Origin of the sequence: Agarivorans sp. QJM3NY_29 (genome assembly GCF_050870835.2) — a bacterium.
In the GTDB taxonomy this organism is placed as follows: Bacteria; Pseudomonadota; Gammaproteobacteria; order Enterobacterales; family Celerinatantimonadaceae; genus Agarivorans.
Genome location: NZ_CP194036.2, coordinates 4,374,098 through 4,390,203, shown reverse-complemented (window position 1 = coordinate 4,390,203; position 16,106 = coordinate 4,374,098). Strand labels below are relative to the sequence as shown.

Genomic DNA, 16,106 nt, shown 5'->3' with positions numbered 1-16,106 from the left:
TTGTGAGTGGTATTCCCTGCCGTTGAGGGTAAAGCAATATGAGATTACGCCAAATTGAAATTTTTCAGGCTATTGTTCAGGCTGGAACTATTAGCGGGGCAGCCCGTTTACTTAATGTCTCTCAGCCCAATGTGAGTCGCATCTTGAATCATACCGAACAGCAATTGGGCTTCAGCTTGTTTGAGCGGCATGCCCAAGGGATGCGCATGACGGAAGAAGGGCAGATGTTGTTGCCCGAAATTGAACAGGTTTACGATAAGCTACAATCAATTTCTGAATTAGCACTGTCATTGCGCAAAAATAAGGTGCAGACGGTCAAAATTGGTGCAGCGCATGCTTTTGGTCAAATGGTGGTTGCACCCAGTATGGTTGCCTTTTGTAAGCAAGATCATGCGGTGCAGGTTAACTTAGTAACCGAGCATTTTGCCGCGCTCAGCCAATTGGTACTCTCGAAGGAATTAGATTTTGCGCTGGTATTTGGCCAGCATGTGGCACCGAAGCTGTTTGCTGAGCCCTTGTTTCAGTCGGTGATGGTTGCGGTATTGCCCGAGGAGATGCCTTCGCCTCCAGTGGTCAGTTTATCTTGGTTGTGTGAACATGACTTAATCATGATGCAACGTGATGACCCCTTAGGTCGAGTATTGCATCGTGCCCTCGATGATAAAAAACTTACCCCGCGTTCGGCACTACACGTGAAAACCTATTCGGTGATTGCTGACATGGTGTTATCAGGCGGAGGGGTTGGGATCGTGGATGTGTTCACTGCCCGCTGTTATGAACAAAAATTAAAGATTGTACCAATAGCGCAAGCCTTACCCTTTGAAGTGATGTTTCTTAGCCGTGTGGGGAGCCCGCAATCTCCCGCTACGCTTAAGTTGAAACAGCAACTCAAAATGCAGTGCCAATTGGTGGCACAGCAAGCCTTAGCTAGCGTATTAGAACTTGCCAGTTAAGGTTTTTCAATTTGCCAAGTGGAAATGACGCTTGGCTGGAAAGCGGCTTTCGTGTCATAGGCGTCACCGACTTACTTCGCTCAACTCATCATCCGTGAAGTGTTCCGGCAGGTCTTCTTGCAACGGTATTTACTGCTGGGCTTGTCGTATATTCTTGCGGGAAATCATTCAGCCACATCTATTGCAGTGATTTTTAATATAAGCGTGTGGTCACCAATGGCTGAGATCATATGGCGATGATGGTCAGCTTAATTGTATTCCTGAGTTTAAATCGTAAGGTCGTCACTTCCTTGGCTTCGTGCAATGGTTTGATTTACACCGAGAACTGCTTGGTAAGCTTTTTTGATGTTAGATTGAACCGCTTTCTGATTGCCAGAAGTACTATTGTGAGCGACAAGTTGAGCCAGTTCTTCGATGATGTTGTTGCGGCGTTTTCTACCGAACTGAGAATTTGACTCAATAGTGTTGGCAGCCATCGCTTGGCTCTATGATTAGGGCTAATCACATCAACTCTATGTTTGTTGCTGGTTACATAAGCTGTAAACTCGTTAAAAAGTCATAAAACATGCAATCTTGGGGGGATATAACTCCAGCATAGTATGCTTAAATAGTGGCGAAGGCATTTCAGGAGAAGACTAAATATGAGCAAGATATTTGGTGCCAAGCATGATAAAGCACTGGCTGACTTAGTCTGTTCTTTAGGTAGTGCTAGTTTTCCTGAGGCGCTGAGTCATTTTGTAGGTAAGTTGGTTAATTTTGACAACCTTATCATCATTGTATACCACAAGGACCATACTCCAGAAGAGCTCTACAGAGAGTCAAATAATCCACAAGTATACGAAAAAATGCAGACCCATTATTTAAGCGGTGCCTACATGTTGGATCCGTTTTATCATGTTGTATGCAGAGGTATTCAAACGGGTATCCATAATATTTTTGATCTTGCGCCAGATCAGTTTAAACATACTAGTTATTTCAGTGAATATTATAATCAAACCACTCTGATCGATGAATTTGCTTTACTTGCCCGGCTTGGGCATGAATCGACTTTAACGGCTTGTTTTGGAAGGGATAAAGTACGAGGGATCCCGTATAGTAAAGTCGAGTTAAAGTATATAAAATCACTTGAAAACGTATTGTCTGCGCTATGTTCACAACATTGGAAAGGCTATCAGCCCAAAGAGGGTAAAAATGTTGTCTTACCTCCTGTCACCGAGCGTCTTCGCGATGCAATGACAAGCCAGTATCGCATCACACTTAGTCCTCGCCAAGCAGAAGTTGCCTTCTATATATTACAGGGGCATTCATCGTTATCCATCTCTCTCAACCTCAGTATCAGTAAAGAGACCGTGAAAGTATTTCGTAAACAACTGTACTCTAAATGCAAAATTAGTTCACAAGCGGAATTGTTTGCATTGTTAATGCCGGTTATTTCAACCCTTTAGACTCCAATATTCATGCCACTTGATGGTGAGTGGTGCTTGTTCCTTCGTTTGCTAGCCATATCCGTCAGTCCTTTCCTCATTGAGTTACCACTGTTTAATGTTTGCTCAATATGTTTCATAACCCTCTAGGGTTATATACCCCTAAATTCAGTTGCTATATCGTTAAAACATGAATCTAAGGGGTATCAAGGGGATAATTAACGATGGCACACAATGTATCGGTGGGGATTGATAATGTGGTTAAGCGCTATGGATCCTTCACTGCTTTACATGGCGTTTCTCTCGATATACGGGAAAACGAGTTCTTTACCTTGCTTGGACCATCCGGCTGCGGAAAAACAACTTTATTAAGGTGTATCGCTGGCTTCGAAGATGTCAGTGAGGGGAGCATTCGCCTGCATAATAAAGACCTTACTGGTTTGCAAGCGCATCAACGCCCGGTTAATACGGTTTTTCAACAATACGCTCTGTTTCCGCATATGACGGTAGAACAGAATGTGATGTTTGGTCTGTTGTGTAGTGGCTGGGATCGACGAGAGGCCGTTCGCCGAGCAGATGACATGTTGAAGCTGGTTCAACTGGCCGAATATGCCGATCGTAAACCTACCCAATTATCTGGTGGCCAACAGCAACGGGTCGCTTTGGCCCGTGCTCTGGCGCCTCGCCCTAAAATATTGCTTCTTGATGAACCTCTCTCGGCTCTCGATCTGAAGTTACGTCAGGCTGTGCGTGTTCAGCTCAAAGAGATCCAACGGGAAACTGGTATTGCTTTTGTGTTTGTGACTCATGATCAAGAAGAGGCATTAACGATGTCGGATCGCATTGCTGTGATGTCGAACGGACATGTTCAGCAGGTCGGAACACCAAAAGAGGTTTATGAAGTACCCGTTAATCGGTTTGTGGCTGATTTTATCGGTGAAACGAATCTTTTGGATGTTGAGGTGCAATCGGTTACCAATGGAACTGCACAGATCATCCTGCCTGGAGGGCATTCATTTTCTTGTCCTGCGGCTGCCAAAGTGGGTCAGGGGAGCGGACATTTATCTGTTAGGCCGGAGCGAATCAGCTTGTGTTCAGCAGAGCAAAGTGATTTACAAGGCGCGGTTACGGCTCAAATCTATCTGGGAACCGACACCCATGTGCAGCTAAAATTGATTGATGGCGAGGAGATGACCATTCGAATGCAAAACTCTGCAGCGTTGGCAATTCCTGCGGTTGGTCAATTGGTCGGCTTAAAGCTGGAGGCAGGTGCTGCAAGCCTGTTGATTGACTAATGGCTGCTGGTGCGTCTTTAGGCGCTAACCTCTCTTCAAATATATATAAAGGTAAGGCCTTACGCCTTATGCTTCCAAGCTGGGTGATGATCGGTATCTTTTTATTGATCCCAGTGATTTTAATCGGTGTTTACTCCTTTCTTACTAAAGAGTTTCGCGGTGGCGTGCTGTGGGATTTTTCCATCGCGTCCTATGACCAATTTTTCCTCGACCGAGGGTTGTTTGGTGATGAACCACCCACCATCGAATGGACCTATATCAATATCTTTTTCCGTTCGATACAACAGGCCGCGATAGCCACCTTTCTGTGTTTGATCATCGGCTTTCCTACCGCATGGTTTATCGCCACCCGTAACGAAAAGTCGAGACCGGTATGGCTGTTTCTAATCACCATTCCGTACTGGGTAAACTTGCTGATCCGCACCGTATCAATGAAGTTTCTGATTAGAGACAGCGGACCTTTGAACGAGTTTTTACTTTGGAGTGGGCTGATATCGGAGCCTTTGGGCTTAATCAACACCGATTTCGCAGTGCAGCTAGGACTATTTTATAGCTATCTGCCGTTTATGGTACTTCCGATTTACGCGTCTGTAGAGCGTTATGATTTCAGCTTATCCGAAGCCGCAGCAGATCTATATGCCGGTGCTTGGACCACATTGCGACTGATCATTCTCCCGGTCGTAAAACCGGGGATCATTGCAGGTTGCATCCTAGTATTTGTTCCATCTTTGGGGGCCTTTTTAGCACCGGACCTCTTGGGCGGCGCAAAAAACTTCATGATCGGCTCTCTCATTGAAGAGCAGTTCAAAGGTGCGGCAGGCAATTGGCCCTTTGGTGCAGCAATTTCGATAATTCTATTAACCATCGTGATGGTGGTTCTTATTATTTACGCCAGAAGTCAGTATAAACAGGAGCAGAAGTGATGAAAGGAATGACGGATTTAAAACGATTCGCAGGCTTTCGGGAAATCACCCTTGTTTGCCTAGTGATTCTTTATGCACCGCTGGTTATCGTTGCGATTTATTCGTTCAATGCATCCCCTTCCATAACCAATTGGGGAGGCGTGTCGTTGAATTGGTACCGGGAAGTTTTTACCGGCCCAGAAGCACCTAAATTCAAAATGGCGGCAATTAATTCAATTGTAATTGCTATCTGTGCTGCAAGTGTTGCAACCATGATTGCATTGGCCGCCGCCGTTGCCATGACAAGAGCAGGCAAATTTAGAGGCAAAATAGCCGGTTTTGCTTTGATTAACCTACCGCTGATGGTGCCAGAAGTCGTTACCGCAGTGGCTAGCTTGGTTTTCTTTTCAGCAATTGGCTTTAAAGGAGGCTTACTCACGATCCTTCTCGCTCATATTGTGTTTTGCATTCCTTTCGCTTATTTGCCTATTTCTGCCCGGATGCAGAGTATTCCTTCGATGTATGAACAGGCTGCAATGGATTTATACGCAACTCCCAAAGAGGCGTTCACTAAAATACTTTTGCCGATGATGATGCCCGGTATTTTGTCTGGATTTCTACTGGCCTTCATTATCTCTTTAGACGACTTTTTGATTACCAATTTTGTAAAAGGTGCGGGCGTAGAAACCCTGCCAACGGCCATTTTTGGCTCGGTTAAACAGGGAATTAAGCCAAATATTATGGCCATTTCCACACTCATGCTCGGCGTATCGGTGATTCTGGTTGCTCTGTCCTGGTTTATTGGACGCACAGGACCAGAAAAAACATCAAAATCTTAACAGGGAAGAAAGACTTATGAAAAAAACAACGATTGCATCTATGTTATTGCTGGCACTTTCTGCGAATGTGCAAGCAGCCGGAAAATTATCGATTTACCATTGGTTTGAGTATATTCCTCAGGAATTATTGGACAAGTTCTCAAAAGAATATGATGTCGAAGTAACGATGGACACCTTCGACAGCAATGAAGCCTTATTGGCCTCACTTAAAGCTGGGAAATTAGGCAGCTATGATGTCGCGGTACCAGGCGATTACATGGTTAAAATTATGCAAGGTGAAGGGATGCTCGACACCTTTAAACCAGAGGAATTGCCTAACTTTAGCAATATCGATAAGCAGTGGCTTGAGGTTTCTTTTGATCCCGGAAGGAAAAGCTCTATTCCTTATCAGTGGGGAACCACCTCATTTTCAGTGAATCGAGATGTTTACCAAGGCCCTATCGATTCAACGGCACTTATCTTTGAGCCACCCGAAGCACTGAAAGGCAAAATTAATGTTCTCGATACCGCAGGAGAAACCCTCACTCTTGCTTCCTTACACCTCGGTATTCCGCAATGTAGTACCGATAAATCCCAGTTAAAACAGTTAAGCCAGTTAGTCAACAAAGCCAAGAAAGACTGGGCATCTTTTGGTTCCGATGTGGCGAAAGATGTACTGGTTTCCGGTGATGCTGCGGTCGGTATGATCTGGTCTGGATTTTCCGCCAGAGCTAGAGCCGAAGGCGCAAACATTGAATATGCATTTCCCAAAGAAGGCTACATTGTCTGGATGGACAACGTCGTGCTGCTGAAAGATGCCCCGAATCGCGACAATGCGCTGAAGTTTATGAACTTCTTACTTGAGCCGGAAAACGCGGCCGCTGTGACAAATTATGCGCAATATTCTTCTGGAGTAAAAGGGACCACGCCTTATCTCTCTGATGCGGTGAAAAACTCACCCGAATCTAACCCGCCGAAAGGCTCTAAAGGGGTGTTTATCCAAGTCTGCGATCAAAAAGTACAAGAGATGTACGACGCTATCTGGACTCGTTTAAAGAAATAAATAATTAAAAGTAATAAGGGAATCAACCATGAGAATTGGTCTTTGTCAGAGTTTACCTATCAACGGCGATATCGAAAAAGGATTTTCGACTGTAGAAAATTGTCTTTCAGTCGCCGCCAAAGGCGGAGCCGAGATGCTTGTATTCCCTGAGCTTTATTTCCCCGGTTACAACCAGCCTGACTTACATCGACCGTTGGCACAAACGGTCGATGGCATCTGGATCGAAACATTGTCTGAACTGACCCAAAAATATAGTTGTGGTCTGACTCTGGGTTGGGCCGAAGCCAGCGGAAATAAGGTTTATAACTCAGCCAGTTGTTTCGACCAAAAAGGGAAAATTCTGGCTCATTATCGAAAAATTCAGCTGTTTGGCGAAATGGAAAAGCAAAGCTTTACCGCAGGAGAGGCTTATCAAACTTTTGACTGGAACGGACAAAAAGTTGCATTGCTGATTTGTTACGACATTGAGTTTCCACAGCATTGCCGGGCTTTAGCTGAGCAAGGCGTTACGCTTATTTTAGTTCCGACAGCAAACCCGATGGGATTCGAACACGTGTCCCGAACCTTGGTTCCAGCCAGAGCGGCAGAAATGGGACTCACCATCGTTTATGCAAATTACTGCGGAATCGAGCAGGGACTGCAGTACGCAGGCCTGTCTTTGATTGTTGGCTCAGATTCACAGCCGATAGCGATGGCCGGATCGACCGAGACTCTGTTTATCACCGATCTCAGCCCAATTAAAGCTGCGATGAATGCCAACTCGACACAGCTTGAAGATTACCTAGAGGTTATATAAATGACAATTAATCTACCGACAGACAGAAAGGCAGTTCTGGCTGCAGATGAACACTTGATCCAGTCTTTTGCCGATCTAAATAGCTTAAAAGACCAAGACTCGTTGACGGTGATTACTGAGGCAGAAGGGTATTACGTTAAAGAAAGTGACGGAAACCAGCTCATCGACGGGATTGGCGGCTTGTGGTGTGTGAATGTTGGGCACAAGCGTAAAGAAATTATCGATGCGATTAGCGAGCAGCTTAATACCCTGGATTACTACTCGACTTTCTACAATTTTACCCACCCGACAGCCGCAAAATTAGCCGCGAAAGTTGCCGAACTTGCCCCCGGTCATCTTAACCATGTGTATTTCGCCAACTCAGGTTCTGTTGCCAATGATTCCGCTATTCGGATGCTGCATCACTACAATAATCGCCTCGGTCGCCCGAACAAGAAAAAAGTACTCAGTCGCATCGGTGCCTATCATGGGTCTACGCACCTATCAATGGCGATGACCACGCCCGCTTACAGTAAGGGCTGGGACAGTGCTTCGGAGTTAGTTCATCATATTAAATGCCCGCATTTTTGGAAGGAAGGCGGTGACATGACTGAAGCCGAATTCCTTGACAGCTTGATCACCGATCTTAAAGTGAATATTCACGACATCGGCGCCGAAAATATAGCAGCATTTATTGCGGAGCCGATTATGGGGGCGGGGGGGGTGATCACCGCGCCAGACGGTTATCATGTGCGTATGGCAGAAGTATGTGCAGCAAACGATATTAAATATATTTCCGATGAAGTGGTGACCGCCTTTGGTCGACTGGGTCACTTTTTCGCATCTAAGGATGTGTTTGGTATTACGCCAGACATCATTACCACCGCAAAAGGTTTAACGTCTGGTTACCAGCCCTTGTCGGCGACGATTATTTCCGATGAAATTCATGAGGTGATTTCTCGGCCAGGCGAGACCTTTTTACACGGTATGACATATTCCGGTCATCCTGCAGCCGCTGCGGCCGGATTGGCAAACATCGCACTGATGGAGCAGCAACGGATCCCAGAGCAAGTTCGAGTAACAGGCAAGCTATTTGAGCATTCACTAAAAGAATTAGCGAGCCTTGAGCTGGTCGGCGAAGTTCGTGGTAGCCACTTCATGATTGGCATCGAATTTATTAAAGATAAAGCGAATAAAACGCCATTTGCAGAGCAGGAGATGGTGGGAATGAAAGTAGCGCAGGCGGCCCAGAAGCGCGGTCTTATCGCCCGTCCTCTGGGCAATTGTCTGATCCTCTCGCCACCGCTAATTCTTGATGAGAAGATCATTGCTAGCATTTATGACATCTTGCGAGAAAGCATCATTGAAGTGAGTTCTAGCATATAGATGGGGGCTAATAAATTGCAGGGCATCATAGGGTGCCCTGCTATGTTAACCATATAGAGGTATATCCAATCGTTTTGCTGCCACCTCACAAGATAAAGCAAAACTAAATCGTCAGACACATTTAAATTGATTGGGAGGTGAGCTACTGATAGGGTTGACAATTAATTTATGGCGGCCTTATGAATAAGGGAAGTTTTTGTCATTTGCAGGGCTTTGAGCCTAACGATAGAACGCTACAATACATCGCGCAGATGAACGATACCGTTGAGATGGCGAGTTTGTTGGATAAGCTCATTAGCATTGTACCGTTTTTTCAGATATTTGCAGGTCGAGGCACCTATAAAACGGTAGAGTTGATCTCTACGGGTTATCAAATTACAACTGGGAGTTGTACGCCAACGCTTTAAAAAGTATTCCCGAAATAAAACGGAAAAAGCTAGAAGACATTGCAGGCATCGCATCTATTTACACTCACGGTAAAGAAAGACGTTTTTGGGAGTGCGTATACAATGCACTATAGGCTTAAATTATTAACAATGTGCTTAACTCTTACGTTTTCAGCGGCTGCTACCTCTGCGTCTTTGCTTACAAGCAATGAAGATCTAGCAAAAGATTTGGAGCTTAAGTACCAAGCCTTAAATGCTAAAACTGAGATTTGCAGAGAAGGCCGTAGAAGCCAGATAGAAGTAGATAAGCTAACCAGCAAATGGTTTGCAGACTTACCATCAGAAAGTAAAAAGGTCGTACTACTCATTGCCAGCCACGAAGCGATGGAGCGTTGTACTCAAGTGCAGGTCGATGGATACTCCCTTTCACTCGTTGAATATGCGGCTCAAACTGAAGATAAAAAGCAACTCGAAGAGTGGCTACAAATAAAACAGAATTTTAAACCCGAAGAGCTAGCGAATGATATTGATGCGCTTAATTCTGAAGAGTTAATCGCTTTTCTAAAAGAGCCTCAGCTTAACAAACCTTTTGACTTACTTGCGATTATTAAACAGCTCAATCTATAGCTCTGCTGCTGAACTAAAGTCGGTTTCAGCATATAGATAAGGGTTACTACATAAACGGTCAACCCGCTTAATACGGTGCTTTTCAAAGGCTTTCCCTGCCAAGTTACGCCGATGCTAGTAACAGAAAAAGCCGCTCCTCCCATTATGCTTTGAAGCGTTGCAAGAAGGCTAGAGCGACGCACTTTATGCATGCTTGGGGTGACGAGTTGAAGGCAGTTTGATAAAACGTGCTGAGCATTCATGGTGTTTAGCGCTTAGTGATGTTTGGCGATAGATCTGATCACTAAATGCTGTGAATGTTCCCTAGCTTAGAAAATAAACACCTGATTTTATGTAATTATTCGTGGGGAGCCCTCAGACTCTGACCCCTTTTATTCTGCTTTTGCTTAAGCGCTAATTTACCGCAAACAAGGCAAATAAGGGTTGGTTGATATAGTAATTGCTGCGCCCGATTTTTGCTTTGACTAAAAAGCTATGCTCAACCAGTTGTTCGAGGTATTTAGTTGCGGTGATGCGGCTTACGCTAAGGTCTTGCATGACAAAGTCGATTTTGGTGTAGGGGTGGCTAAAAATGTTGTTTAACAGCTCTTGGCGATAGATATTTGGCAACTGAGTGCGCATATTGTGTTTTACCTGTGCCATTTGCAGTTTAATTTGTTCAATTAGGGCGATGGTTTGTTGCGCGGTTTGGGCTATGCCTTCAAGGATAAACAGCAACCATGGTTCCCAATTATTGTCTTCGCGAACCGTTTGCAAGTGACGATAGTAATCAGCCTTGTTTTGAATAATGTAACGACTTAGGTAAAGCACGGGCAGATCTAATAAACCTTTTGCTACCAAGTAGAGAATATTGATGATGCGCCCGGTGCGACCATTGCCATCATAGAAAGGGTGGATACTCTCAAACTGATGGTGGATGAGCGCCATTTTGACTAATGGGTCTAACTCGCAGCATTCATCGTCATTGATGTAGTTAACTAAGTTTTCCATCAAAGCCTGTACTTGATTAGCATCTTGCGGCGGCGTATAGATAACTTCCCCGGTAGCCGAATTTTTTAGTGCCGTTCCTGGTACTTTTCGAAATCCTGCTCGATTTTTTTCGAGGGCAAGTTGTACCTCTAAAATATCACTTAGCCGTAATAATTTGTGCTGACGCACCATGGTGAAGCTCTGTCGTAGTGCTGCAGAGTAATCGCGCACTTCTTTTGCTGCGATGCTGGTTTGTTCAGATATAAGCTCTGCTTTAAATAACTCATCATGGGTGGTGATAATATTTTCAACGGCTGAGCTGTCTTTTGCTTCTTGCATCGTTAGGGTGCTGATCAGAATATTCTCATTAGGAATACTTGCTGCCACGCCTTTTAATTCTGCTAGGTAACGATGAGCGGTTGCCAGCTTTTTGAGCACAACTCTGGTCTCAAGCCTTTCTGGCTCTGGTAGAGGCAAGCTTTCTATTGGGTACATGTTGATCCTCGTTGTAGGTTCAGCGCCAGATTTAGCGTTCATTCGTTGATATGTATAGATTTTGGCTATTATTATATATATTGTCAAAACGTATATAGTAAATAGCCAATCACTATGCATGTTGCCAGAACCTATATAGTAAACAGCTGAACACTATACATGTCGCCAAAACCTATATAGTAAACGGCCAAAGACTATATAAGTCGTTAAAACTTGTAGAAGCCCCTTAGTGAGTTACTAGCTGGCTTGCCAAAGGTACTCATTTAGCTCATCGAGTATGGTGTCTAGCTGATCGTTGAGTATGCGGTTCAGGCCTTTAGCGCCGCCGTGGTCGGCAAAGTATTGGTTTACAAAGTCTTTGTCTACAATGGCTTCGTGTACTAACTGTTTAGCCAAACACGCTAGCCATTGTCGCTGAACGGGGTTCCAGCTATGTTCGCTATAAATGCGTTGCATAAAGAGCACGAAAAAGAGCACGGACATCCATATTAAAAACCATAAATACAGTAACAGCGTTGGTGAAGTGAACACCACTACAATCATTTAGTTCTGAGGCGATTGTCATGCCGATTAACGGCTAAATTCACCGTAGGTGACTCGGTTTGATAATTTCTGGGCCAATGTGCGTCTCAGCAAGGCAAGGTATCCCCCCATACAAGACTGATGATTGAGGGTGGTTCGAAAGTAAGCTCGCGCTTAAGCGCGGTTTAGCAAACGTTTGCTGCAACTTAAACCGGTCGTTCGTTGATGCCCCATATGCTGATGGTATTCCCTGAGCAAGCGCTCTTGACCAACAGCCCCAGAAAAGTGCCGTTCAAACTCACCGCTTAAAGTCAGCCACTGTGCTTCATTTATCCCTAAGCGTTGGATTATGGAACTTTCTCCACTGTCGATGTAACCCCGTTTATCTTCTCTTACCATGCGTCCGGTCATATCGACTAACTCAAGGTAGTCTTTCAGCTCAAAGGGTAAGCCTTGGGGCATCGGCTCTCTTGGGTTACCCACAAAGGGAAACAGGTTTGTTGCCTGGGCTTGTTTTAGCTGAGCGGCTTTTGCTCGTCGCTGTACGCTGGTATGGGCCGAGTCCTCTGGTGTACTTGCCATCTTGGCTCTGATGGGGTTTAAGTCTACGTAAGCCATACACGCCATGAGGGCGGCTTCATCCAAAAGCGCTTGGGATTTAAAGCGTCCTTCCCAAAAACGACCGGTACATTGGTCTTCTTGATTGGCGGCTCGCGCAATGTGTTCGTTTAAATGGCGCATAAACCAGCTTAAGTCATACAGGCGAGTCCGATACACTTCAGCGGTGGCGCTGATGGCTTGCAGTTGCACCTCACTTAACTGCGGTCGTAACTCAAGGTTGAGATACATCTGAGTCAGTAAGGTGCCCTGATGCAAGCTATGCCAGCGTTCTAAGACTTCATCCATTGATCAGGCTTCTGCTTGTTGCGGATTAACATGTAGCACGAGGTGGGTATGATTACTCATGACAGCATAAGCACAAACATCAATGGCGAACACCGACGCCAATTTGAGTAGATAATCCTCGACCCACTGGCGGCGGTGCTCATAGCTTTTACCACTTACCTTGTCTTCGCCACACAGAAACGCCCGTCGAACACAACGGGAAACACAATGATAGTAGGGAGTATCCGATAAGCTCCTTGCGAGCGTCTTGACTGAGGCATGATGATAACTCCCCAAACAAATGACTATTGATAGTTTAGACTATTAAAAGCATTTCGTTAGTTGGGGTGGGTGTCTTGTTTCTAGTTTATAGAACGTTACGATACATCGCGCAGATGAACGATGGCGAGTTTGTTGGATAAGCTCATTAGCATCGTATCGTTTTTCAGATATTTGCAGGTCGAGGCACCTATAAAACGGTAGAGTGGGTTATCAAATTACAACTTACAACTGGGAGTTGTACGCCAACGCTTTAAAAAGTATTCCCGAAATAAAACGGAAAAAGCTAGAAGACATTGCAGGCACCGCATCTATTTACACTCACGGTAAAGAAAGGCGTTTTTGGGAGTGCGTATACTGATCCCTGATAAGGAAGCGATAGTTTTTGTCTTTATGACCCCGGTTTAATCTTCATCCAGTGAGCTAAACCAAGCATCGGCTATTTCTTCTGGATCACACAAAGCTTCTTTAAGAAAGCGAGGTCGGCCTTCAAAGTAGTAGCGTAGTTTGAAGTCAGAGATAATCCAATCAGAGCCTTGCTTAAGGTATTCAACGGAATAGTCGGCAATTTCATCGGGTGAATCTTTTAGCGTTCCCATTACTACCAAACAACCTTTATTATCTGTGATTTTCTCCATGTAGGCATTTTCACCAAGTAAAAGTCCATTTGGAAAGGCGGCTGTATCTCGCATGATCTCTTCATTAGGCTGTAACTTTGCAGTCGCAATGATTTCCCTTGGGTGTTCACCTAGGTACTTCTGATAGTTTTTTTCATTGTTGGTAAAGCTTTCAAAAGCTTTTTGAAGTTCACCAGCTTGAGCACTTAACGCTGAGCAGAGGATTAATAATACGAGTGTTTTTTTCACTAATAAGCCCCGCTAGCTTTTAGGCTTGAATCAATTTTGGAATAAGGGTTTTTGAGAAATCTTGCGGCAATACAAAGTAAGCCAGAGCATTTCAAAATAAGCTGTTCGATGTTTAGTGAACTCACAATCTCTATACTACCTATCTTTGGTGAGCCTACAGTGCCCGTGTATACGATATCGCCATTTTCCCTTGGAGAGAAATACAAAGACGCATAGTGAAAATCCAGCCCCATGCTAGACATCTCTTTGGCTATATTTATTCTAGCTGCTCCTGCTTTCCCAGAGAGTTGCAATACGCCATCACGATCTAGAGACATAGAGAACCTACCAGAGCTCGCTAACAGTTTACCTGTAAGACCATCATTTTTATTGTATGCAATCTCAATCAACTTAATGATTTGAACTTTTATTTCTGTTTTTATTTCAGACACATCTAAACTCCATCTTAATCCATAAATCTTAAGTGATAATTAAGTCATTATTAATAAGAAGAGGTAGAGGCTACGCTACATAGTTATTTCGATAAGCCTACCTTCACCTGCTAAGCGTGAAGACCTTAATCTCAATTCCAGAAAGAAGTACAGTGCTGTCGCTCGCACGGTACCCCATCGCCATCACCGTCCATTTTAGTATTAGGGCAGTTTGCTAAGTAAAATTTGGCTTCCTCACATGAATTCATTTGGCTGCAATGCGTTTTTCCTTCACAGCTAAAGTTGCTACTGGTAGAAAAGCTTGAAGAGTTCTCAAATGCAGAACTTTCTATATTGGGGAGAAGTGATGGGCTCTCAGTAGTCGAGTATTGAGGAGCAAATATTTGATACAGAAAAATAGCACCTATAACCGCAAGAGCAGGGATCAATATTGTCAATACACTTGGCTTTTTATTGCGATCTATCTTCCTTTGCTGTGAATGGTTATAAGGCTTATTGGAGCTTGTGGGGGGAAGCCCTTGAATACTGCAGTTGTAGGCTTTGGTTTTTCCATTGGGTTGATGTTCTATTTGAAACAGAATCGTATCGCCGACACGCGGTTTTCTGGGCATTAATTTTAAAGATGATATATGGATAAACACATCTTTGGGCTCACCGGTTACGGATATGAAACCAAATCCTTTGATGTTATCCCATTTTTTCAGTATGCCTTTTTCCATATTTACCCCGCATCCTAAGAGCAATAATACATTCTATATAGATACTTAAGTTAATTATCATGATTTGTATCAACTTGCTTCACTCTTGTTGTTTATTTTCATATTGTTAGCATGTCTAATTGAGTCTCAAGTAAACAGTTGCGTCTGTTGAAGTATGCTAAGGATTGCCAAATGACACAAAAAATATCCACTTCTGCTTTAGCTAAGAAAAATGGTCAAAGGCCAACTGTTTGTTTCATATTGGCCTCTTAATCGCCCCACCAAGCAACTAGCTGTTCACGTTAGTTGAATCGCTTAGTAGTTTCTTTATTTCTACTAGAGTTGGGTCAGAGTCTTTCATCATCAATGAGTTAACTAGGTCTAGTGACGACTCTACGCTTGCGCCATTACTTAACAGAAATTTAAGGTTAGCGACATTCTTCGTTATTACATTTATCTGTAATGGAGTTAGAGTGTTGTGAGGTGAGGGTAGGTAGCTATTACCGGCATCTACCTCTAGTCCTTCATTGATAAATGCTTGAGCTATATCGTACTTAAGGTTTCCATCAAGGTTGAGTATTGGGTCTAATCCACCTTCGGCTAAATCGTTAACGCCCTGCTCATTGTATCTAAATTGCTTTAGGTAAACGTCACAAGCGCTTGGAGGGGCGCGAAATCCTTGTTCACCTGTAGAGCACATGATGAGTTGATATGTACTCATCACCGATAATGAATATAGAGCTAAACCTATTGAGCACAATGCAACCGTTGTTACCAGTGCAGTTATTTTTGATTTTATAGACATATTAACTCCACAGTTTTGGTAAATGGTTAGCAGGAATCTTGTAATCGAGAAATGCCGTTAACGGGAGGTTTTTTTCGTTTGTATCTACTTTTTTTACTAAGTAAATGGCTAGCAAGCTTTTAAACCTTCTTGCTAATTCGTTCACGACAAAGTCATAAATTTTGATGCTTAGTAGGTCTGTGGACGTAGCATGTTTATACCAATGCTTTTTCGATGATTTAGCAAACTTTCTCATTATGCTAAAGGCTTTAGCTGAGGGATTTGCGGTACTTCTAAACAAAGCCTCGACATATCCAATGGAGTACGAAGCATCAATAGCTTCAACCAATAGACCTTGAGCTAGATTCAGTTCTCTATGGTTCATTGGAAGCTGATCAATTATTGAGTGCTCAGAAGGCTTAAAAATAAACTTGAGTATAAGTCGGGCATCATCAGCAGTGATGAGTATTTCACTTGGACTGAAATTTTTTAGTTGTTTTCGCACCGTCATTCCTTGACTGATTACTGATAGTAAAGTCAGTATATTG

Annotated in this window: 18 protein-coding genes and 1 pseudogene; 10 read left to right on the top strand and 9 right to left on the bottom strand. The window is 43.8% G+C overall.

Annotation, left to right across the window (positions count from 1 at the left end; translation table 11 throughout):
• Nucleotides 1-38: 38 nt before the first annotated feature.
• Nucleotides 39-953, top strand: a complete 915-nt coding sequence (locus ACRRS0_RS19880) for a LysR family transcriptional regulator (RefSeq protein ID WP_432455858.1) — start codon at nucleotides 39-41, stop codon at nucleotides 951-953.
• Nucleotides 954-1,219: 266 nt separating this feature from the next.
• Here the strand turns inward: ACRRS0_RS19880 and ACRRS0_RS19875 are convergent, their stop codons facing one another.
• A complete protein-coding gene (locus ACRRS0_RS19875; protein WP_432455859.1) occupies nucleotides 1,220-1,429 on the bottom strand; it encodes a hypothetical protein in 210 nt (69 codons plus the stop codon).
• Nucleotides 1,430-1,594: 165 nt separating this feature from the next.
• On the opposite strand from ACRRS0_RS19875, the gene ACRRS0_RS19870 reads away from it, so the two are divergent.
• From ACRRS0_RS19870 to ACRRS0_RS19830, 9 genes are all read left to right on the top strand, one after another.
• Entirely contained in the window at nucleotides 1,595-2,398 is an 804-nt protein-coding gene (locus tag ACRRS0_RS19870; protein ID WP_432455860.1) for a helix-turn-helix transcriptional regulator, read from the top strand.
• Nucleotides 2,399-2,601: 203 nt separating this feature from the next.
• On the top strand, nucleotides 2,602-3,672 hold the full coding sequence (locus ACRRS0_RS19865) for an ABC transporter ATP-binding protein (RefSeq protein WP_432455861.1): 1,071 nt from the start codon (nucleotides 2,602-2,604) through the stop codon (nucleotides 3,670-3,672).
• Nucleotides 3,672-4,595 carry an ABC transporter permease gene (locus ACRRS0_RS19860; protein WP_432455862.1) on the top strand — a complete coding sequence of 308 codons (924 nt, stop codon included), beginning with the start codon at nucleotides 3,672-3,674 and terminating at the stop codon, nucleotides 4,593-4,595. Before ACRRS0_RS19865 ends, ACRRS0_RS19860 begins: the two co-directional genes overlap by 1 nt.
• Nucleotides 4,595-5,413, top strand: a complete 819-nt coding sequence (locus ACRRS0_RS19855) for an ABC transporter permease (protein ID WP_432456136.1) — start codon at nucleotides 4,595-4,597, stop codon at nucleotides 5,411-5,413. Before ACRRS0_RS19860 ends, ACRRS0_RS19855 begins: the two co-directional genes overlap by 1 nt.
• A 16-nt stretch (nucleotides 5,414-5,429) precedes the next feature.
• Nucleotides 5,430-6,455 (top strand): extracellular solute-binding protein, encoded by a 1,026-nt coding sequence (locus tag ACRRS0_RS19850; RefSeq protein WP_432455863.1) that lies wholly within the window; start codon nucleotides 5,430-5,432, stop codon nucleotides 6,453-6,455.
• Nucleotides 6,456-6,483: 28 nt separating this feature from the next.
• On the top strand, nucleotides 6,484-7,251 hold the full coding sequence (locus ACRRS0_RS19845; RefSeq protein WP_432455864.1) for a carbon-nitrogen hydrolase family protein: 768 nt from the start codon (nucleotides 6,484-6,486) through the stop codon (nucleotides 7,249-7,251).
• Nucleotides 7,252-8,616 carry an aminotransferase class III-fold pyridoxal phosphate-dependent enzyme gene (locus tag ACRRS0_RS19840; RefSeq protein WP_432455865.1) on the top strand — a complete coding sequence of 455 codons (1,365 nt, stop codon included), beginning with the start codon at nucleotides 7,252-7,254 and terminating at the stop codon, nucleotides 8,614-8,616. It begins immediately after the preceding gene.
• Between the two features lie 179 nt (nucleotides 8,617-8,795).
• Nucleotides 8,796-9,023 carry a hypothetical protein gene (locus ACRRS0_RS19835; RefSeq protein WP_432455866.1) on the top strand — a complete coding sequence of 76 codons (228 nt, stop codon included), beginning with the start codon at nucleotides 8,796-8,798 and terminating at the stop codon, nucleotides 9,021-9,023.
• A 39-nt stretch (nucleotides 9,024-9,062) separates the two neighbouring features.
• Nucleotides 9,063-9,629 carry a hypothetical protein gene (locus ACRRS0_RS19830; protein ID WP_432455867.1) on the top strand — a complete coding sequence of 189 codons (567 nt, stop codon included), beginning with the start codon at nucleotides 9,063-9,065 and terminating at the stop codon, nucleotides 9,627-9,629.
• Nucleotides 9,630-10,022: 393 nt separating this feature from the next.
• Here the strand turns inward: ACRRS0_RS19830 and ACRRS0_RS19825 are convergent, their stop codons facing one another.
• From ACRRS0_RS19825 to ACRRS0_RS19790, 8 genes and pseudogenes are all read right to left on the bottom strand, one after another.
• Nucleotides 10,023-11,093 carry a Fic family protein gene (locus ACRRS0_RS19825; RefSeq protein WP_432455868.1) on the bottom strand — a complete coding sequence of 357 codons (1,071 nt, stop codon included), beginning with the start codon at nucleotides 11,091-11,093 and terminating at the stop codon, nucleotides 10,023-10,025.
• A gap of 237 nt (nucleotides 11,094-11,330) precedes the next feature.
• Nucleotides 11,331-11,549, bottom strand: coding sequence for a type I restriction-modification enzyme R subunit C-terminal domain-containing protein (locus ACRRS0_RS19820; protein WP_432455869.1), 219 nt, complete (start codon nucleotides 11,547-11,549; stop codon nucleotides 11,331-11,333).
• A 240-nt stretch (nucleotides 11,550-11,789) separates the two neighbouring features.
• Nucleotides 11,790-12,781 (bottom strand): annotated as a pseudogene (locus tag ACRRS0_RS19815) (transposase).
• A gap of 402 nt (nucleotides 12,782-13,183) precedes the next feature.
• A complete protein-coding gene (locus ACRRS0_RS19810; RefSeq protein ID WP_432455870.1) occupies nucleotides 13,184-13,645 on the bottom strand; it encodes a hypothetical protein in 462 nt (153 codons plus the stop codon).
• A complete protein-coding gene (locus tag ACRRS0_RS19805) occupies nucleotides 13,645-14,076 on the bottom strand; it encodes a hypothetical protein (RefSeq protein ID WP_432455871.1) in 432 nt (143 codons plus the stop codon). Before ACRRS0_RS19805 ends, ACRRS0_RS19810 begins: the two co-directional genes overlap by 1 nt.
• 131 nt (nucleotides 14,077-14,207) lie before the next feature.
• Entirely contained in the window at nucleotides 14,208-14,795 is a 588-nt protein-coding gene (locus ACRRS0_RS19800) for an excalibur calcium-binding domain-containing protein (RefSeq protein ID WP_432455872.1), read from the bottom strand.
• Between the two features lie 268 nt (nucleotides 14,796-15,063).
• Nucleotides 15,064-15,579 (bottom strand): hypothetical protein, encoded by a 516-nt coding sequence (locus tag ACRRS0_RS19795; RefSeq protein ID WP_432455873.1) that lies wholly within the window; start codon nucleotides 15,577-15,579, stop codon nucleotides 15,064-15,066.
• Between the two features lies 1 nt (nucleotide 15,580).
• The gene (locus ACRRS0_RS19790; RefSeq protein WP_432455874.1) at nucleotides 15,581-16,063 is read right to left on the bottom strand and encodes a hypothetical protein; all 483 of its coding nucleotides are present in this window, start codon (nucleotides 16,061-16,063) and stop codon (nucleotides 15,581-15,583) included.
• Nucleotides 16,064-16,106 lie beyond the last annotated feature (43 nt).